An 18,563-nucleotide genomic window follows, 5' to 3' on the forward strand; every position below is an offset into this window, starting at 1 on the left:
AGCAATGCGATCATCACCCCAGCCGTTCGGTGCACCGGGTTGCGACAGCAGTTCGGTGACACCGTCGCGGTGGACGGCATCGACCTCGAGGTCAACCCCGGTGAGGTCTTCGGCCTGCTCGGCCCGAACGGCGCCGGCAAGACCACCACCATCCGCATGATCACCACGCTGCTGAAGGCACCGCCCGGCAGCATCACCGTGTTCGGCGTCGACGTGGCGCGCCGGCGCACCGCGGTCCGCCGGTTGATCGGCTACGTCCCACAGCAGCTGTCCGCCGACTCGACGCTCACCGGCCGGGAGAACGTCTCGCTGTTCGCCCGGCTCTACGACGTGCCGCGCCGCGACCGCCCCCGGCGGGTCGAGGAGGTGCTCGAGGAGGTCGACCTTGCCGACGTGGCCGACCGGTCGGCCAAAACCTACTCCGGCGGCATGGTGCGCCGCCTGGAGCTGGCGCAGGCGCTGGTCAGCGCGCCCCGGCTGCTGATCCTGGACGAGCCGACGGTCGGGCTGGACCCGGTCGCCCGGGACGGCGTGTGGGCCCGGATCGAGGAGATCAAGGAGGCCACCGGGATGACCGTGCTGGTCACCACGCACCTGATGCAGGAGGCCGACCAGCGCTGCGACCGGATCGCGCTGATGCACCGCGGCCAGATCCGGGCTCTGGGCACACCCGCCGAGCTGCGCGACTCGATCGGCCCGGACGCCACCCTGGACGACGTGTTCCGGGCCTACACCGGCGACCGGCTGGCGGAGAACGCCGGCACCATGCGCGACGTTCGCGCCGCTCGACGCACCGCCAGGAGGGTGTCATGACTACCCAGACCTTCACCGTGGACATCCCGGCCGACCCGGGCCCGCTCAAGCAACTGGGCACCGCGTTCTCCCGGATCAATGCCATGTGCCTGGTCGAGCTGCAGAAACTGCGACACGACCGCACCGAGCTGATCACCCGCGCGGTGCAGCCGACGCTCTGGCTGCTGGTGTTCGGCCAGGTGTTCACCCGGATCCACGCCATCCCGACCGGCAACACCCCGTACCTGGATTTCCTGGCACCCGGGATCCTGGCCCAGTCGGCGCTGTTCATCGCGATCTTCTACGGCATCCAGATCATCTGGGAGCGCGACTCCGGCGTGCTCTCCAAGCTCATGGTCACCCCGACCCCCCGGGTGGCGCTGGTGGCCGCCAAGGCGTTCGCGTCCGGGATCCGCGCGGTGGTCCAGGCGCTCGCCGTGATGATCGTCGCGGCGCTGCTCGGGGTGCACCTGAACATCGAGCCGCTGCACTTCCTCGGGGTGGTGGCGGCGCTGGTGCTCGGCTCGGCGTGCTTCTGCTGCCTGTCGATCACGATCGCCGGCCTGGTGCTGTCGCGGGACCGGTTGATGGGCATCGGCCAGGCCATCACGATGCCGCTGTTCTTCGCCTCGAACGCGCTCTACCCGGTGCAGCTGATGCCCGCCTGGCTGCAGGTGATCAACCACATCAACCCGCTGAGCTACGAGGTGGAAGCGCTGCGCGGGCTGCTGGTGGGTACGCCGGCGCGGCTCGGGCTCGACTTCGGCGTCCTGACTGTGGCGGCCGGGGTGATGATCAGCATCGCGGCGGCGCTACTCCCCCGGTTGGCCAGGGGCTGAGCTCGGGCCCAGCGCCCGGATGGCGACCCCGGTCTCCAGCAGTCGGCTCGGCGTCAACCCGAACATGGCATGGAAGGCGCTGCTCAGGTGGGACGGGGTGGCGAACCCGGCCTCGGCGGCGGCCAGCGTGAGGTTGCCGCCGTCGCCCAGCACCTGACCGACCCGCAGCATCCGGGCCCACAGCCGGTAGCGCCGGAAACTGGTCCCGGTCTCGGCCCGGAACGCGCGCAGGAACGCCGACACCGACCAGCCGGTCAGCGCCGCCAGCTCGCCGGCCCGCCAGTCCCGGGCCGGATCGTTCATGATCGAGTCGGTGGCCCGGCGAATCCCGGGGTCGCGCCGCGACGGCGGGCTCGTCGCCGCACACCTGCAGTGGCACCTGGAGCGCGAACTCCGCTCGCTGCCGCTGGTCGAGCGCCGCTAGTCCGGCAAGTCCTGAGGAGCTGCCTTGTCACCCCGGTTGGACTGCGCGCGGTCACCATCGGTGCCGCGTCGAGGCGAACGGTGAAGGGCTGCTCCATCCCGACGGCGAAGCAGGCCACCGCCCCGGAGTGCCGGTCGAGGTCGAGCGACGGGCCGACGAACAGCGCCCGGCCGGCCCACAACCACAGCGTGGGCGAGCAGGTTTCTGACAGCGCGGGCGACACCATTCGGGAGATCCTTCCGCTCATGGCAACCGTACTGATCGCGCTGGTCGCGGTGTTCTTCGTCGGCATGGGACTCTTCGGCCTGCTGGCCCCGGCCGCGCTGATCCAACCGTTCGGCATCTCACTGACCGGGCCGGAGGCCCGCACCGAGGTACGGGCGGTGTACGGCGGCTTCGGCATCGCCACCGGCGCGCTGCTCGCGTTCGCCGCCGCCGGGGTGCAGGGGCTGCGGCCGGGCGCGATCCTGGCGGTGGCCGCCGCGCTCGGTGGCATGGCGTTCGGCCGTCTGGTGGCCCGCACGGTGGACCGGCCGGCACGGTTCTACCCGAGCTGGTTCTACTTCTGGGTCGAGGCGCTGGCCGCCGGGCTGCTCGTCTTCGCGGCGCGCTGACCGACCGGCGCCGCCGAAAATGGGCCGCCTGACGAAGCCGGCTCGGCGAGGATGTCCGGGTGACCCGTGATCTTCGGAGCCTGCCCAAGGCCCACCTGCACGTGCACGTGGAGAGCACCGTGCGGCCGGCCACACTGCGTGAGCTGGCCGGGGAGAACGGGGTGCCGGTGCCCGGGCCGGCCGGCGGTTTCGCCGACTTCCGGGCATTCGCCGACCACAACTCCCTGATCAGGGCCTGTCTGCGGCGACCGGCCGATTTCGAGCGGCTCGGCCGGGAGTACTGCGAGGACGAGGTGGCCGAGGGCGCCGGGTACGCCGAGGTCACCTTCACCGCCGCCTCGCACGGTGAGCGGCTCGGCGATCTGGACATGCCGCTCGAGGCGCTGCTGCGTGGGCTGGCCGCCGGTCGCGCGGCCACCGGGCTGGAGTACCGGGTGCTGCTCGACCACTCCCGGCGCCAGTCGGTGGAGCGGGCCTGGCGCACCCTGGACCTGGCGCTGCGGTACGCCGAACAGGGCGTGATCGGGATCGGCATGGCCGGGGACGAGAGCTACCCGCTGGCCCCGTTCGCCGAGGTCTGCGAGGCCGCCGAGAAGGAGGGGCTGCACCGGGTGCACCACGCCGGCGAGGCGGCCGGGCCGGACAGCATCCGCGAGGCGCTCGGTGTCGGGCGCGGCGAGCGGATCGGGCACGGCATCCGGATCCTGGAGGACCCGGCACTGACCGCCGAGGTGGCGGCGCTCGGGGTGCCGCTGGAGGTCTGCCCGTCGTCCAACGTGGCACTCGGTCTGGCCCCGTCCTTGGCGGAGCACCCGTTGCCGAAGCTGCGCGCCGCCGGGCTGTGCGTCACCCTGAACACCGACATCCCGGCGAGCACCGGCGTCACGCTCAGCCAGGAGTACGCCGGCGCCCGGGAGTCGTTCGGCTACTCCGACGAGGTGCTCGCCGAGCTGGCACAGGCCTCGGTGGCGGCGTCGTTCGCCCCGGCCGCGACCAAGTCGCGGCTCAGCGCCCGAATCTCCCGTTGGCTGACGACTCCGGCCGACTGACGGCGCGTGGGACCGCGGCGGATTCCGTAGGGCCCGAATCCGGCGGAATCATACGACAAAGAAACACCCAAGAAAATACTGAGAAATAACTGAAGGGGGCTGTTCGAGGAGTGTCAAGATGTGAGTTTCCTACGTTTAGGTGCACTACGTTGGCCTGGGCAAGGCAGAAAATGCTACCAATGAGTTAATCCGGGAGCCGACGTCACCGAGGACACCACTTGGCTTCGCCGCCACGCCAGGGAAAGATCAACCAGTGATGCTCCGTGAGACGCTCGTTATCGCCCTTCGAGGGTTGCGCTCGCACAAGATGCGCTCGGCCTTGACGATGCTGGGACTGATCATCGGTGTCGCCGCGGTGATCCTGCTGACCGCCTTCGGACAGGGTGTGGCCGGCTCGGTCAACTCGGCCGTCTCGACGGTCGCGAACAGCATCACCGTCGTGCCCAAGCTGTCCCCTATCCCCGGCGGTCCGGCGGCCAAGCCGCTCACCGACGCCGACTCCCAGGCGATCTCCAAGCTCTCCAACGTGGCCATGCTCGTGCCGTCGGTGACCGGCGCCACGACGGGGGCCGCCGGCCAGCAGAACGTGGCGGTGGTCGCGTCGTACAAGGGCAACCAGTACCTGTCCGCATCGGTCACCGGCACCACCTCCAACTACCCAGCGGTTCGGCAGATCACCCTCGCCGGGGGGAAGTTCTTCGACCCCGAGCAGAGCCGCACCGGCGCCAAGGTCGCGGTGCTGGGCCCGCTGGTTGCCAAGGCGCTCTACGGGCCGGATCCGAACGCGGCGATCGGCAAGCCGCTGCGGCTGGTGCACGCGAACTTCACCGTCATCGGCGTGCTGCAGTCCTACGGGGCTTCCAGTGACAACATCATCGTGATGCCCATTGGCGCCGCCCGGTCGTCCGTGTTCGGCTACGGCTATGGAGGCAACGAGCTCAGCTCGATTGTCGTGCAGGCCACGTCCACGCAGACGGTGAAGGCCGCCGAGGCTCAGATCACTCAGGTGCTGAGCACCAACCACCACATCGCCGACCCGCAGTACAACGACTTCCAGGTGCAGGACCTCGGGAGCCGGGTCGCCACATTCACCTCGCTGATCACGTTGATTACCAACTTCGTGCCGGTGATCGCGGCGATCTCGCTGTTGGTGGGCGGGATCGGGGTGCTCAACATCATGTTGGTCTCGGTGACCGACCGGACCAGGGAGATCGGCACCCGCAAGGCGATCGGCGCCAGCGACTCGGCGATCCTGTCCCAGTTCGTGCTGGAGGCGATCACCCTGGCCGGCCTCGGTGGGCTGATCGGCGTGGTGATCGGCGTCGGCCTGATCCTGCTCACCAAGCTGGTCCTCCCGCTGCTCGGGACCAGCGGGTTCCTGAGCTCGTTCAGCCCGGTGCTCTCCACCTCGCCGATCGCGGTGGCCTTCTTCATCAGCCTTGCCATCGGGCTGGTCGCCGGCGGCTACCCGGCCTGGCGGGCCGCCCAGCTCAACCCCATCGAGGCGCTGCGCTACGAGTGACGCGCCGCCCGCCCGCTCACACCGCGCGCAGTGTGGGCGGCGGGCGTCGCCGGCCGGTCTTGCGGTCACTCACCACGCGACCGTCGCTCAGCTCGACGATCCGGCTGGCGTAGGCGGCGGTCTCCTCCCGGTGGGTGGCGAACACGACGGTGCGCCCCGCGCCGTTGAGCTCGGTGAACAGCTCCATGATCTCCAGGCTCGAGTCGGCGTCCAGGTCGCCGGTGGGTTCGTCGTCGAGCAGGACCGACGGGTCGTTGATCAGCGCCCTGGCGATCAGCACCTTCTGCCGCTGGGCCTCGAACAGCTCGATCGGCATGTCCTTCTCGTGCCCGGCAAGCCCGACGCGCTCCAGTGCCCGGCGCGCTCTCGCCCGGCGCACCCGGGCCCGGGTGTAGATCATCGGAAGCTCCACGTTGCGCAGCACCGTGACGTCCGGGATCAGGTCGAACGACTGGAACACGAACCCGACGGTGCGGCCGCGCAGCTTGGTCAGCCGACGCTTGGAGAGCCGGCCTACGTCGGTGCCGTCGAGCCGGTAGTGCCCCGCGGTCGGCATGTCCAGGCAGCTCAGGATGTTCATCAACGTGCTGGTCCCGGAGCCGGACTCGCCCATCAGCGCAACCATCTCGCCGTCGGCGATGCTCAGGTTCACCTCGTGCAACGCGGGCACGGTGACCCGACCGCCGGTCCGGTACGCCTTGCTGACTTCCTCGAGTTCGATCACCGCGTACTACTCCTCCGGCCGCCGTGGCCGCTGTGTCCTGGCGGGCCGGAGCCCGTTCACGCGCTGAGCCGGGTCCGTTCGCGCACCGGCTCATCGGCGCCGATCACCCCGTCGCGCAACCGGACGACCCGCTTCGCGAACTCGGCGATCTCCTCCTCGTGCGTGATCACCACAATCGTCGCGCCCGCGTCGTTCAGCTCGACGAGCAACTCCATGATCTCCACACTGGACTTGCTGTCAAGGGCACCGGTCGGTTCGTCCGCCAGCAGGATCGACGGCTCGTTGATCAGTGCCCTGGCGATCGCGACCCGCTGCTTCTGGCCGCCGGAGAGCTCGCTGGGCATGTGCCGCAGGCGTTCGCCGAGGCCGACCCGCTCCAGTGCGGCGCGGGCCTTGCGCTGCCGGCCCCGGGTACCGGTGTAGATCAGCGGCAGCTCCACGTTGCGCATCGCGTCGGTGCGCGGGATGAGGTTGAACGACTGGAACACGAACCCGATCTTGGTGCCGCGGATCCTGGACAGCTGGCGCTTGGTCAGCCCGCTGACATCGATGCCGTCGAGTCGGTAGCGGCCGGCGCTGGGCACGTCCAGGCAGCCGAGGATATTCATCAACGTGCTCTTGCCGGAGCCGGACGGGCCCATGATCGCGACCATGTCGCCGTCCTCGATGGTGAGGTCGATCCCGTGCAGGACCGGCATCTCGACGTCGCCCATCTGGTACGACTTCCTGATGCCCTCGAGCTCGATCATCCCACTCCTCGGCCGGTAACCAGCTGCCTTCGGCACGGGACCGCGTGGCGCCAGCGCGCACCGGCCCGGCGACAGAACCGATGGCACACCCCCGACGTATCACTACCGGACACCGACTCTCCGGCACAACAGAAAGCCCCGCAGCTCACAGTCCGTGGCGCATTTCATTGAGCCAGTTCTCAGTTTCTTTGGCGCGCTCTCAGGATTGTGGCGACCGCGCGGGCAAACGACGGATCCCGGCTGAATGCGTCGCACCGGAAAGACACTTCGGGGTACCGCTCGCCGAGGCGGGGATGGTCGAAAACAGGGTTCGGGGGAGGATGGGCCGGTGACCGTGCACTTCATCGGCGCCGGCCCCGGCGCGGCCGACCTGATCACCGTCCGAGGCCGCGACCTGATCGGGCGCTGCACGGTCTGCCTGTACGCGGGCAGCCTGGTGCCGGCCGAGCTGCTGGCGGCCTGCCCGCCCGGCGCCCGGCTGGTCGACACCCGCGACCTGACGCTGGAGGAGATCGTGGCCGAGCTGGTGACCGGGCACCGGGCCGGCCACGAGATCGCCCGGCTGTGCTCCGGCGACCCTTCGGTGTACAGCGCGGTGGCCGAGCAGACCCGCCGCCTGGACGCGGCCGGGGTGCCCTACGACATCACCCCCGGCGTGCCCGCGTTCGCGGCCGCCGCCGCCACCCTGCGCCAGGAGCTCACCGTGCCCGGCGTCGGGCAGAGCGTCGTGCTGACCCGCACCGCCGCCAGGGCCACCCCGATGCCGCCGGGTGAGGACCTGGCCACCCTGGGCGCGTCCCGGGCCACGCTGGTGCTGCACCTGGCCGTGCAGCGGATCGAGGAGCTGGTCGGCGAGCTGGTCGGAAACTACGGCGCGGACTGCCCGGTCGCGGTCGTCGCGCGAGCCAGCCGGGAGGACGAACAGGTGCTGCGCGGCACCCTCGCCGACATCGCCGAGCAGGTGCGCGCGGCAGATATCCGGCGTACCGCGGTGATCATCGTCGGGCAGGTGCTCGGTCGGTCGGGCCGGGACAGCCATCTGTACTCGGCCGCCCGGGAGCGCGGCGGGCACTGAGCGCAACGGGCACGGGTTCCCGTCCTGCCCGCGTCGCCCTGCCTGTGGTTACCGAGCTGCACACCAGGCTGGTTTCTCGCGGCCAACACCTGCCTACTGTGCAGCTCGGTAACACTGTGCAGCTCGGCAACACTGTGCAGCTCGGCAACACTGTGCAGCTCGGCAACACTGTGCAGCTCGGCAACACTGTGCAGCTCGGCAACACTGTGCAGCTCGGCAACACTGTGCAGCTCGGCAACACTGTGCAGCTCGGCAACACTGTGCAGCTCGGCAACACTGTGCAGCTCGGCAACACTGTGCAGCTCGGCAACACTGTGCAGCTCGGCAACACTGTGCAGCTCGGCAACACTGTGCAGCTCGGCAACACTGTGCAGCTCGGTAACACTGTGCAGCTCGGTAACACTGTGCAGCTCGGTAACACTGTGCAGCTCGGTAACAGCAGGCGCTGTACACGGTGCGTGCCGCGTCGCCGTGGTCACTGTCCGCGCACGGCAGATCACTGCGCGCAGTGACCTTCCCCCCCGCTGATCGTTCTCCTTGTCAAACCCCGAGGAGTTCCGTTGAGGCTGCCCGCCGCGTCCCGTCGGTCACTGTCCGTGCTGGCCGTCGCACTCACGGTGAGCGGTCTGGTCGGCGTGCAGATGGCCACCGGGCCGGACATCGCGCGGGCGGCCACCGTGCCGGACCCGGTCGAGGACGCGATCGCGGCGAGCGCGGCGCCCGGCAACGACTGGTCGCCGGGACCGGAGCGCTACGGGGTCAAGGAGGTCAACGGCGTCGGGGTCCGGATGGCCGACGGGACCGTGCTGCGGGCCACCATCGACTACCCCACCGACCTGGCGACCGGCGAGATCGCGGCCGGCAGGTTCCCGACCCTGCTGACCATCACCCCCTACGGCACGGCCTTCGCGGTGGGCGGTGCCACCGGCGTCAACCCGTACCTCGTCAAGCGCGGCTACCTCGACATCTCGGTGGACGCCCGCGGCACCGGCGCCTCCGGCGGCACCTTCGACCTGTTCGAGCCGAAGCAGACCGCCGACAGCGTGGCACTGGTGCACTGGGCGGCCGAGCTGCCCCGCTCCGACGGCAAGGTCGGCATGCACGGTGCCTCGTACCTGGGTATCAACCAACTGTTCGCGGCCGGCGCCGTAGGCAAGGACTCGCCGCTGAAGGCGATCTTCCCGATCGTCGCGGCGAACGACATCTACCGGGACGCCGCGTTCATGGGCGGCATCCCCGACCTGGAGTTCGACTCCGCGTACTTCGCCGGCGTGCTGCCGGCCACCAACCTCGTCAACCCGCTGCTCAGCGCGATGAAGGACCCCGCGCACCTGGTCAACGGGGTGACCGGCACGCTGAACCACGCACTGCAGGTGCCGCAGTACAACGTGCAGTTCCTCGCCAAGGCCTACCTGGGCGGGCCGAACGCCTACGACAACCGGTACTGGGCCGACCGCCGGCCCGCCTCGGTGCTGCGCAGGGTCGTGGACAACGACATCCCGGCCTACCTGGTCGGCGGCGAGTACGACCTGTTCCAGCGCGGCGCGCCGATGAACTACGCGGGGCTGCAGAACGCGTACGCGGACCGCCCGGTCAGCGAGCCGATGGATCCCGACGAGCCGGTCACCGGCCGCTACCAGCTGCTGCAGGGCCCGTACACGCATCTCGGCGGCGCGGCGAACCCGAAGTTCAATGCGCTGCAGCTGCGCTGGTTCGACCAGTGGCTCAAGGGCGACGACACCGGGATGGACCGCACGCCGACGCCGCTGCACTCCTACGACCTGGGCACCGGGCACTATGCGGAGGCCACCAGCTTCCCGTTCAAGGGCGCGGAGCCGACCACGTACTACCTCGGCGGCGGCCGCTCCGGCAGCGCGGTCTCGACCAACGACGGCACCCTGAGCACAGCGGCACCGGCTGGGCGCGGCGGCGCGGACACCGTGCTCTGGTCACCGGTCGCGGGCACGATCTGCTCACGCTCGCAGGACCAGTGGGCCGCCGGTGGCCTGTCGCTGGTCACCAACCAGATCCCGGCGCCGGTGCCGTGCGTCGACGACGACCGGCTCGCCCAGATCGGGCCGTCCTCGCTCACCTACAGCACCGCGCCGATGGACGAGGCGAAGACCATCGCGGGGCCGATCACCGCCACCGTGTACGCGACGGCGAACACCGTGGAGACCGAGTGGGTGGCCGACATCGCCGACGTCGGGCCGGACGGGGTGTCCAAGCCGCTCACCCAGGGCGCGCTGCTCGGCTCGTTCCGGGAGCTGAACCGGGACCGCTCCTGGACCGTGGACGACAAGATGATCATGCCGTACCACGACTACACGAAGCAGTCCGCGACGCCGGTGGTGCCCGGCAAGGTGACCCGCTACGACATCGAGGTGTTCCCCACCTACTCCACGATCGCCCCGGGCCACCGGATCCGGCTCACCCTGGCGACCACGGACCTGCCGCACCTGCTGCCGACCGCGCCCGCACTGGCCAAGCTGGTCGGCGGGGTCTACCAGGTACACCACAGCGAGACGGCGGCATCCTCGCTGACCATCCCGCTCCGCTCGCCGGAGGACTGACCCGGCCGGGGTGCGTACCCCCTCGCCGGTACGGGGGCCTACCCACCCGACCCGGGGGACAGCCCCCTCGTTCCGCCGGCCCGGCCGCGGCACCGTTGCCGGCAGGGCGGTGGCCGGGATGACAACCACGGGCCGCCCGTTCGGACAGGGCTCGCACCCGGCGGGCCACCGGTCGGCGGGAGGACCGTTATGGCGTCACAGCCGCTCCTGCTCGGTGCGCCCGGTCGCGCCAGGTGTGCGTCGAGCCAGTCGTTCGACTTCCAGGCCCGGCTGGGCCGCCCGCCCGTCGGAGACCCGGGCGGGCCGACGCCGGGGGTACTGGTGCTGACCAGGGCGGTCGACCGCGAGGTGGACGAGCTGTCCCTGCGGCTGGCTGTGCGCGGGGTGCCGATGCTGCGCCTGGACAGCGACCGCGCCGCCGGGCTGGAGCTGACCTGGGACGTCACCGACAGCGTGCTGGAGACCCCGGACGGGCGGTTCGCGCCGAGGGCGGTCTGGCTGCGGCACTTCTCCGGCGCCTCGGTGCCCTCGCACGGGGCCGGCGGACTGGACGACTACGTGCGCGAGCAGTGGGTCGCGTGGTCCCGGATGCTGCTGGCGGAGGAGCGGTTCGAGGTGGTCAACGGCACGGTCGAGCGCGCCGCGCCGGACCCGGTGGCCCAGCTCGCGGCGGCCCGCCAGGTCGGGCTGCGGGTACCTGCCACCGTGGTGACCAGCCGCCCCGGCACCGCCGCCGACCGCATCCCAGGTGACGGCGACCTGCTGGTGAAGACCCTCGGCGGCCAGTTCGTCGAACCGGTGCCCGGCCGCCTGCGGGCACTGCTGCCCCGCCGGCTGAGCCGGGCGCACCTCAGGTCGGTGCGGGCGGTCGAGCCGGCGCCGGTGATGGTGCAGGAGTTCGTGCCGTCCGCGCGCCAGCTGCGGGTGTACAGCGTCGGCGGCGAGCTGATCGGGTTCGAGCAGAGCGCACACCGCCCGGACGGCCCGTTCGCCGAGACCGTCCAGCGCAGCGTCGCCGCGACCTCGGTACCCGACGGACTGCGCGAGCCGCTGGAGATCCTGACCCGTCGCTGGGGGCTGGACGTGGCCGCCTTCGACCTGCTCGACACCCCGGCCGGCCCGGTCTTCCTACAGGTCGACACGGCCTGCGACTGGCTTGCGCTGGAACGCCGCGCCGGGGTCACCAGCGTGACCGACGCGGTGGCCGGGCTGCTGGAGCGGAACTTCCACGCCATGCCGTGAGCTGCCCTGGATCGGCCCGTGCGCCGGCGGGACCGACTACGGTCGCGGCGGACGGGTGAGCGGACCGAGCAGGGGGCAGGCGAGCATGAGTGACCCGGTGAGCATCCTGCTCGTGTCCGGCAGCACGCGCGCGGCGTCGGGCAACACCGCCGTGCTGCGCACCGCGGCGGCGGTGGCCCCGGCCGGCGTCCGCACCGAGCTGCACCTGGGGCTCGCCGAACTGCCGGCGTTCAACCCCGAGCTCGACGTCGAGCCGCTGCCGCCCCCGGTCGCGCGGCTACGGGCGCGGATCGCGGCCGCCGACGCGGTGCTCTTCTGTACCCCGGAGTACGCCGGCGCGCTGCCCGGCAGCTTCAAGAACCTGCTCGACTGGACGGTCGGTGGCGGCGAGATGTACCGCAAACCGGTCGCCTGGCTCAACGTGGCACCGGAGGGCCGGGGCGACGGCGCCTCGGCCGAGCTGGCCGTCGTGCTGGGCTACCTGGGCACCGAGGTCATCGAGGCGGCCTGCGTGCGGTTGACGCTGGCGCCCGGCGCGGTCGGCGGCGACGGTACCGCCACCGACCCGACCTACCGCGACGCCCTCGCCGCCGTCCTGCGCACCGTCCAGCACCACGTAGCCGGCGCCGCGCGGACCTAATCGCTGCTCACACAGCTCCAGCGGCTCGACACAGCGGCCCGAGCCGCTGTGTCGGCGTAAGTCGGGCTGTGTGAGCTGGGCTGTGAGCGCGAGCGTGCCGGCTCGGGCGTGCGGCCGAACGGTGGCGGTTGTCACCCGTTCGTGGCGATCACAGCGTGACGCCGTGTATGCAACAGGTAGTGGTCCGTGTTCGCCGAGGGGGGAGTCCACCGATCCGCGCCTCTGATCCCGACACGTCAGCGGTACCGGAGCAGCGCCGCGCCCCGGGCCGCCGCGCGCCCGACCAGAACGAGCCCGACCACGGCGAGACCGACCACGCGGGGCCAGACCACGGCGAGGCCGACCACGGCGGGTCAGACCACGCGGGGCCAGACCAGAACGAGGCCGGTCGGGGCGAGGCCGGGCGACCGCACTCGCGGGGCTTTCGGCCGATGCGCGAGCTGCGCGCGCTCGCCAGGGAGGCCCGCCGGGGCGCGACGCTGCTCACCCTCGCGGTCTGCCTGTGCCTCGGCGTGCCGGTGGCCATCGCGCTGACGCCCGCCCAGGACCTGGTCAGCTTCGGCCAGCCGGTATCGGTCGGGGCCCGCACGCCGAGCCTGACCGTGTCCGGGCCGGCCCAGTTGGTGCAGATCGGTAACACCGAGCTCGATATCCCCCGGCTCTGGGTGTACGGCCCGCTGCGACCCAAGCTGGTGATGGGCCCGGTCCAGCGCAACGCCGCCGCCGCCAAGGCACTGCGCCCGGACACCGCCGGCCAGGCCGGCGCCGACGCGAAGAACGCGCTGCTGCGCGGCTTCCTGCACTGGTACGGCTGGGCCAGTCTCGGCCTGCTCCTGCTGACGCTGGCGATCTGTTCGGTGTCGCTGTACGGCCAGACCCTGCTGTTGTTGCGCCGGCAGACCCGGGCCGGCTCGGCGCCGGTCAGCAGCGCGGAGGTCTGGCACCGGAGCGTGGGCTCCCTGGCCCGGCTGGCGGCGCTCGCGGTCGCCGTGGTGGCGGTGGGCTGGGTGGGCTGCGGCGGCCTGGCCTACGCCGGGGCGATGCGCGGGCTCCGCTCGGTCAGCTCGCTGTCCGAGCTGGTGGGCACGTACCACGTCTCGCCGTCCCCGGTCGGGCCCGAGCGGTACGGCTTCACCGGCGCGGTGCTCGGCGACTCCCGGGCGGCGCGCCTCGGTGGGCCGCCGGTCGCGGACCCCACCGCCGACGACCGGTCCTGCGGACGCAGCAGCGACTCGATGGCCGCCGAGCTGGGCCAGCTCAGCGGTGAGCCGGTGCTCAACCTGGCCTGCCCCGGCGCCACCGTCGCCGCCGGTCTGCGCGGGCCGCAACAGCGCGGCGCCGAACTGGTGCCGCCCCAGCTGGGCCTGCTCAAACAGGTGCAGGGCCTGCGGTTCGTGGCGGTCGTGGTCGGCCCCAACGACATCGGCTGGACCGACTTCCTGAGCTACTGCTACGGCGCGGCCAACTGCTCGGACAACCTCAGCCAGGGCGAGTTCGACTACCGGCTGGCCGCGTTCGACCGCGACTACGGCAACCTGCTGCAGGACCTCGACGCGCTGCCCGGGCATCCCTCGGTGATCATCGTGTCGTCCTACCGGGTGCTGAACGCGGACGCCCGGTGCCCGGACTCCAGGGGCCCGCCCGCCGCGATCGGACTGGACCCGGCCAAGATCGAACTGCTGAACCGGCGCAACGACCAGCTCAACACGATCCTGTCCGACGGTGCCCGCAAGTACGGCTTCGCGGTCGCCGACCCGGTACTCACCACGCTCTGCGACCGCGCCGCCGACGGTCTGGGGCCTGATCTGCAGGGCTTCACCGACCCGGACCCGTTCCACCCGACCGGCGTCGGTTCGCTGCGGATGGCCGCCGCCGTCCTCCCGCTCATCGGCGCCGGTCGGTGAGCCGAGCGCGCGCATTAGGCTGACCGGGTGGCAGTGAGGACGAGCGCCGGGGCACTGCTGTGCCGGACCGGGGCGGCGGGCGAGCTCGAGGTACTGCTGGGCCACCCGGGCGGGCCGTTCTTCGCCAAGCGCGACGACGGCGCCTGGTCCATCCCGAAGGGCGAGTACGACCCGGACGAGGACCCGAGGGCGGCCGCCGCCAGGGAGTTCGCCGAGGAGCTGGGCGCGCCGCTGCCGACCGGCCCGGAGTGGGACCTCGGCGAGGTGCGGCTGCCCAGTGGCAAACGGCTCACCGTCTACGCCGTGCGGGCCGACTTCGACGCGTCCCGGGCCCGGAGCAACACCTTTGAGCTGGAGTGGCCACCCAGGTCGGGCCGGCTGCGCAGCTTCCCCGAGATCGACCGGGCCGAGTGGTTCGACACCGGGACCGCGCGGCGCAAGCTGGCCAAGGGCCAGGCCGAGTTCCTGGACCGGCTGCTCGTCGCGCTGGACTCGACCGGCTGAGCGCCGGTCAGGCCGCGGTGGCGTCCGGTGCGACCGCCACCGCGTCGATCTCGACCAGCCAGTCCCGCTGGGCCAGACCCGCCACCCGCAGCAGCGTGTCGGCCGGATACGGCTCGGTGAAGTACTCCCCACGCAGCTTGATGATCACGCCCAGATAGCTCATGTCAGTCACCATGACCGTCACCTTGACCACGTCGGCAAGGCTCGCGCCGGCCTCCCCCAGCACCGTCGCCAGGTTGACGAACGCCTGCCGGGCCTGTGCCTCGAAATCGTCGCCGCCGACCGTCGCGCCGGACTCGTCGATCCCGGCCTGACCGGACACGAAGATCAACCCGTTCGCCCGGACCGCCAGCGAGATGCGGTACGGCTCGTACCAGTCCGGGTCATGGGTGATGCGTTCCAGGGATGTCATGCCCAGAGTCTGCGACGGCGCTATACGGTGAACAAGTACGGTCTTTTTTGTGTCGTACTATCAGTTTGTATAGCGTGCAGTTCGGAGGTGCGGACATGCAGGCGAGGGTCGACGGGGTGGCCGACGAGTGCACCGTCGAGGTCGCGATGGCGGTACTCGGCGGCAAGTGGAAGCTGGTGATCCTGCGCCACCTGCTCAGCGGCACCCAGCGGTTCGGTGAGCTGCACCGCGCCATGTCCGGGGTCACCCCTCGGATGCTGACCAGGCAGCTGCGCGAGCTGGAGGCGGACGGCCTGCTCCGGCGCAGGGTCTACGCGCAGGTGCCGCCCAAGGTGGAGTACTCGGTCACCGAGCTCGGCGAGAGCCTGCGCGACATCGCGGACCGGCTCGAACAGTGGGGCCAGTGGTACCGCGAGCAGTTTCCCGGACTGCCTGGCTAGCCGGGGTAGCGGCGCGGGGTGAAGACGACCTGCTTGCCGTCGCCCCGCTCGGCGATCCGGGTCTGCGAGGAGCCGATCAGCAGCAGCGTCCGCATGTCCACGTCGGCGGGCTCGAGGTCGGCCAGCCGGACCACGGTGATTCGCTCCCCGTCGCCGCCGACGTCGCGGCCGAGCACCACCGGGGTGTCCGGGGACCGGTGCTCCAGCAGCAGGTCACGCGCGGCGGCCAGCTGCCAGGTGCGGCTGCGCGAGGCCGGGTTGTAGATCGCCAGCACCAGGTCGGCGGCGGCCGCCGCGGCGAGCCGGGAGGCGATCACGTCCCACGGCTTGAGCCGGTCGGACAGCGACAGCACGCAGTAGTCGTGCCCGAGCGGCGCGCCGACCCTGCTGGCCACCGCCTGCGCCGCCGTCAGCCCGGGCAGCACCCGCACCGGGACGTCCTTCCACTCCGGCTCGCAGGCGACCTCGAGCACCGCGCTGGCCATCGCGAACACGCCGGGGTCACCGGAGGACACCACAGCCACCTGGGCACCCTCGCGGGCCAGCTCCAGCGCGTACGCGGCCCGCTCCGCCTCCACCCGGTTGTCCGACGGGTGCCGGCGCTGGCGGGCGTTCGGCGCCACCCGGTCCAGGTAGGGGCCGTAGCCCACCAGGTCGCTGGCCTCGGACAACGCCGCCTGTACCTCGGGGGTGAGCCAGGGGCGACCGGCCGGGCCGAGCCCCACCACGACCACCTCACCGACGCCCGAGCCGACGCCCGAGCCGGTGCGTTCGGTGGCCGCCGCGCCCACCGCCTCACGCACCGCCGACTCCCGCGCCATGGTGGACGCCGCCAGTGGGCTGGGCCGCAGCGCCAGCGCGAAGTACGGCACGCTCTCCGGCTCCACGTCGGCCAGCGGCGCGACCCGCTGCACGTCGCTGCTGGCCCGCTCCACGTAGTAGCTGTCGCCCAGCACGCCGGCCTGCTCGGCGGCCGCCCGCACCGCCGGGAACGTCCGACCCAGTTTGAGCACGGCGGCCGCGTCGGTGTCGGCCAGCCGGCGGGCGAGCTGCTCGACGGGCAACGTGCCGGGCAGCACGGTGAGCACCTCGTCGCGCTCCACCAGCGGCCGGCCCAGCGCCGCGGCGGCGGCCGCCATCGAGGTCACCCCGGCCACCACCTCGGTCGGGAACCGGTGCGCCAGCCGCTCGTGCAGGTGCATGTAGGAGCCGTAGAAGAACGGGTCGCCCTCGGCGAGCACCACCACGTCCCGGCCGGCGTCCAGGTGCTCGGCCAGGCGGGCGGCCGCGGCGGCGTAGAAGTCGTCCAGCGCGCCCCGGTAGCCGCCGGGGTGGTCGGTGGTCTCCACGGTGATCGGGTAGACCAGCGGCTCCTCGATCTGTTCGGCGCGCAGGTACGGCTCCGCACAGCGGCGGGCGTTGCTGCGGCCGTGCCGGGCGGAGTGGTACGCGATCACGTCCGCCGCGCCGATCAGCCGAGCGGCCTTGACGGTCACCAGCTCTGGGTCGCCCGGCCCGACGCCGACACCCCACAGCCGCCCGGTCACCGGTCGCTCCGGTGCTGAGTGTGCTGAGAGGCCCGACTCAGTGTGCTGAGAGCCCCGACTCGCGGGGATGGGGGCGGTCACCGCGAGCTCCTGGCCTGTGCGGCGGCGGCCCGCACCGCGCCCAGGTCGGCGCCGGCGTAGACCGCCTCGCCGTCGCGCAGCACCTGGTAGCCGCCCACCTCGGCTACCACGTCCACCGCAGGCCCCGCCGGGCGGCCACAGCGGCGCGCGCAGCCGGACCAGTGCACCGGCAGCCGGACGCCGTCCACGTCCTCCGCCGGCGGCACCGCGGTACCCGCCGCGCGCCCGGCGGCCCCGGAGGCGTCGGCCCGGACGTCGGCCAGCGCCTTCGCGCAACCGGGCCGGCCGGTGCAGGCGGACACCCCCAGCGACGGTGAGGCGGGGTCGAGCAGCAGGCCGGCACCGGTGAGCCGGCGCGCGGCCAGCTCGGTCGCCGGCGGGGCCACGTCGGGCAGCACCACACCGCGCCACGGGGTCAGCAGCACCTCGCGCTCGGCCACCGCCGCGAGCACCTGGCAGCGGGACTGGGTGAGCTCTCCGAGCGGGACCGAGGCGGCCAGTGCCACCCGCCCGTCGGTCTGCTCGATGCGCCCCACCGGACCGCGCGGATCCCGGTCGGGCACGCTGACCGCCGGTCCGCCACCGAGCCAGCCGGCCGGGTCGCCACCGAGGGGGCCGGCCGCGTCACCACCGAGCCCCGCGACCAGCGCGGCCCGTACGTCGGGGACCAGCTCCAACGGGCCGTCCGGCAGCTCGGCCACCCGCCACATCCGCTCGTCCGCGCGGCGCCGCAGGAATGCGGTGGCGCTGGCCAGCAGCCCGGTCACCGCGGCGCGGACCGGCAGCCGCAGCCCGCTGTCCCGACCGCCGAGCAGCAACGCGACCCGTTGGTCGGGCAGCGCCAGCACGGCCACGTCGGCCCGCTGACCGGCCACGTCGCCCCGGCCGTCGTCCAGCGCGAACAGGAACCGCCCCGGCAGCGCGGCCAGCTCGGGGTCGGCGCACAGTCGGCGGTCCAGCTCGGCCACCAGCGGGCGGACGTCCAGCACACCCACGCCGTCCCGCCCGGACAACGGCGAGGCCAGCACGTTGCGCGCCCGGTCGTGCGGCACCGACGGCAGCAGCCCGTGCGCCGCCAGTCGGGCGGACAGCTCCACCTCGGCGCCGGGGGCCAGGCCGCGCAGCTGCAGGTTGCCCCGGGCGGTCAGCTCGATCCGCCCGTTGCCCAGCTCAGCGGCCAGTCCGGTGAGCGCGACCAGTGAGTCCCTGGTCAGGACCCCGCCGGGCACCCGGATGCGGGCCAGCCCGCCGTCCTCGGCACGGTGCACCTCGACCGAACCCGGACAGCGGTCCACCCCGCCGCGGCTCTCCCTCGAGTGACCCGAGGATGCATCGTTGCGGTCGGTGCGCGTTGTGACGAGGGACAGGGCCACAGATCGATCGTAGACGGCGGGTCGCCGGGGACTCGGTGCCATGTCGCCGTGCCCTGTCG

Annotated in this window: 20 protein-coding genes; 14 read left to right on the forward strand and 6 right to left on the reverse strand. The window is 72.1% G+C overall.

Annotated features, from left to right (window positions below; translation table 11 throughout):
* Nucleotides 1–9: 9 nt before the first annotated feature.
* A complete protein-coding gene (locus ACTXG6_RS41385; RefSeq protein WP_445190263.1) occupies nucleotides 10–813 on the forward strand; it encodes an ABC transporter ATP-binding protein in 804 nt (267 codons plus the stop codon).
* Complete coding sequence (locus ACTXG6_RS41390) at nucleotides 810–1,631, forward strand: ABC transporter permease (protein WP_445184754.1); 822 nt, start codon at nucleotides 810–812, stop codon at nucleotides 1,629–1,631. The genes ACTXG6_RS41385 and ACTXG6_RS41390 overlap by 4 nt, the downstream gene beginning before the upstream one ends.
* Here the strand turns inward: ACTXG6_RS41390 and ACTXG6_RS41395 are convergent.
* Nucleotides 1,605–1,934: a helix-turn-helix domain-containing protein gene (locus ACTXG6_RS41395; protein ID WP_445184755.1), complete on the reverse strand. Its 330-nt coding sequence runs from the start codon at nucleotides 1,932–1,934 to the stop codon at nucleotides 1,605–1,607. The two genes, ACTXG6_RS41390 and ACTXG6_RS41395, sit on opposite strands and share 27 nt — an antisense overlap.
* Between ACTXG6_RS41395 and ACTXG6_RS41400 the strand changes: the two genes are divergently transcribed.
* The 4 genes from ACTXG6_RS41400 (at nucleotide 1,933) to ACTXG6_RS41415 (ending at nucleotide 5,240) form a co-directional block, all read left to right on the forward strand.
* Nucleotides 1,933–2,055 (forward strand): hypothetical protein, encoded by a 123-nt coding sequence (locus tag ACTXG6_RS41400; protein WP_445190346.1) that lies wholly within the window; start codon nucleotides 1,933–1,935, stop codon nucleotides 2,053–2,055. The two genes, ACTXG6_RS41395 and ACTXG6_RS41400, sit on opposite strands and share 2 nt — an antisense overlap.
* A gap of 80 nt (nucleotides 2,056–2,135) precedes the next feature.
* Entirely contained in the window at nucleotides 2,136–2,669 is a 534-nt protein-coding gene (locus tag ACTXG6_RS41405) for a DUF4345 domain-containing protein (protein WP_445184756.1), read from the forward strand.
* Between the two features lie 59 nt (nucleotides 2,670–2,728).
* Complete coding sequence (add, locus tag ACTXG6_RS41410) at nucleotides 2,729–3,718, forward strand: adenosine deaminase (protein WP_445184757.1); 990 nt, start codon at nucleotides 2,729–2,731, stop codon at nucleotides 3,716–3,718.
* A 256-nt stretch (nucleotides 3,719–3,974) separates the two neighbouring features.
* Nucleotides 3,975–5,240, forward strand: coding sequence for an ABC transporter permease (locus tag ACTXG6_RS41415; RefSeq protein WP_445184758.1), 1,266 nt, complete (start codon nucleotides 3,975–3,977; stop codon nucleotides 5,238–5,240).
* Between the two features lie 16 nt (nucleotides 5,241–5,256).
* On the opposite strand, the gene ACTXG6_RS41420 is transcribed toward ACTXG6_RS41415, so the two are convergent.
* The gene (locus tag ACTXG6_RS41420) at nucleotides 5,257–5,964 is read right to left on the reverse strand and encodes an ABC transporter ATP-binding protein (RefSeq protein ID WP_445184759.1); all 708 of its coding nucleotides are present in this window, start codon (nucleotides 5,962–5,964) and stop codon (nucleotides 5,257–5,259) included.
* A 56-nt stretch (nucleotides 5,965–6,020) separates the two neighbouring features.
* Complete coding sequence (locus ACTXG6_RS41425) at nucleotides 6,021–6,713, reverse strand: ABC transporter ATP-binding protein (protein WP_445184760.1); 693 nt, start codon at nucleotides 6,711–6,713, stop codon at nucleotides 6,021–6,023.
* Between the two features lie 328 nt (nucleotides 6,714–7,041).
* Here ACTXG6_RS41425 and cobM point away from each other — a divergent pair, with 328 nt between their 5' ends.
* The 7 genes from cobM (at nucleotide 7,042) to ACTXG6_RS41460 (ending at nucleotide 14,651) form a co-directional block, all read left to right on the forward strand.
* The gene (gene cobM / locus ACTXG6_RS41430; protein ID WP_445184761.1) at nucleotides 7,042–7,788 is read left to right on the forward strand and encodes a precorrin-4 C(11)-methyltransferase; all 747 of its coding nucleotides are present in this window, start codon (nucleotides 7,042–7,044) and stop codon (nucleotides 7,786–7,788) included.
* A 98-nt stretch (nucleotides 7,789–7,886) separates the two neighbouring features.
* Nucleotides 7,887–8,300, forward strand: a complete 414-nt coding sequence (locus tag ACTXG6_RS41435) for a hypothetical protein (protein WP_445184762.1) — start codon at nucleotides 7,887–7,889, stop codon at nucleotides 8,298–8,300.
* A gap of 48 nt (nucleotides 8,301–8,348) precedes the next feature.
* The gene (locus ACTXG6_RS41440; protein ID WP_445184763.1) at nucleotides 8,349–10,361 is read left to right on the forward strand and encodes a CocE/NonD family hydrolase; all 2,013 of its coding nucleotides are present in this window, start codon (nucleotides 8,349–8,351) and stop codon (nucleotides 10,359–10,361) included.
* A 189-nt stretch (nucleotides 10,362–10,550) separates the two neighbouring features.
* Nucleotides 10,551–11,603: an ATP-grasp domain-containing protein gene (locus tag ACTXG6_RS41445; RefSeq protein ID WP_445184764.1), complete on the forward strand. Its 1,053-nt coding sequence runs from the start codon at nucleotides 10,551–10,553 to the stop codon at nucleotides 11,601–11,603.
* 85 nt (nucleotides 11,604–11,688) lie between these two features.
* Complete coding sequence (locus ACTXG6_RS41450) at nucleotides 11,689–12,243, forward strand: NADPH-dependent FMN reductase (protein WP_445184765.1); 555 nt, start codon at nucleotides 11,689–11,691, stop codon at nucleotides 12,241–12,243.
* A 431-nt stretch (nucleotides 12,244–12,674) separates the two neighbouring features.
* A complete protein-coding gene (locus ACTXG6_RS41455; protein WP_445184766.1) occupies nucleotides 12,675–14,147 on the forward strand; it encodes a GDSL-type esterase/lipase family protein in 1,473 nt (490 codons plus the stop codon).
* Between the two features lie 27 nt (nucleotides 14,148–14,174).
* Nucleotides 14,175–14,651: an NUDIX domain-containing protein gene (locus ACTXG6_RS41460; RefSeq protein ID WP_445184767.1), complete on the forward strand. Its 477-nt coding sequence runs from the start codon at nucleotides 14,175–14,177 to the stop codon at nucleotides 14,649–14,651.
* Nucleotides 14,652–14,658: 7 nt separating this feature from the next.
* On the opposite strand, the gene ACTXG6_RS41465 is transcribed toward ACTXG6_RS41460, so the two are convergent.
* Nucleotides 14,659–15,063 carry a RidA family protein gene (locus ACTXG6_RS41465; RefSeq protein WP_445184768.1) on the reverse strand — a complete coding sequence of 135 codons (405 nt, stop codon included), beginning with the start codon at nucleotides 15,061–15,063 and terminating at the stop codon, nucleotides 14,659–14,661.
* 95 nt (nucleotides 15,064–15,158) lie between these two features.
* Between ACTXG6_RS41465 and ACTXG6_RS41470 the strand changes: the two genes are divergently transcribed.
* A complete protein-coding gene (locus ACTXG6_RS41470; RefSeq protein ID WP_445184769.1) occupies nucleotides 15,159–15,503 on the forward strand; it encodes a winged helix-turn-helix transcriptional regulator in 345 nt (114 codons plus the stop codon).
* Here the strand turns inward: ACTXG6_RS41470 and ACTXG6_RS41475 are convergent.
* Complete coding sequence (locus ACTXG6_RS41475; RefSeq protein WP_445184770.1) at nucleotides 15,500–17,050, reverse strand: precorrin-2 C(20)-methyltransferase; 1,551 nt, start codon at nucleotides 17,048–17,050, stop codon at nucleotides 15,500–15,502. The two genes, ACTXG6_RS41470 and ACTXG6_RS41475, sit on opposite strands and share 4 nt — an antisense overlap.
* 77 nt (nucleotides 17,051–17,127) lie before the next feature.
* Nucleotides 17,128–18,426: a precorrin-3B synthase gene (gene cobG / locus ACTXG6_RS41480; protein ID WP_445184771.1), complete on the reverse strand. Its 1,299-nt coding sequence runs from the start codon at nucleotides 18,424–18,426 to the stop codon at nucleotides 17,128–17,130.
* Nucleotides 18,427–18,563 lie beyond the last annotated feature (137 nt).

This window comes from Pseudonocardia sp. Cha107L01, from assembly GCF_052566575.1.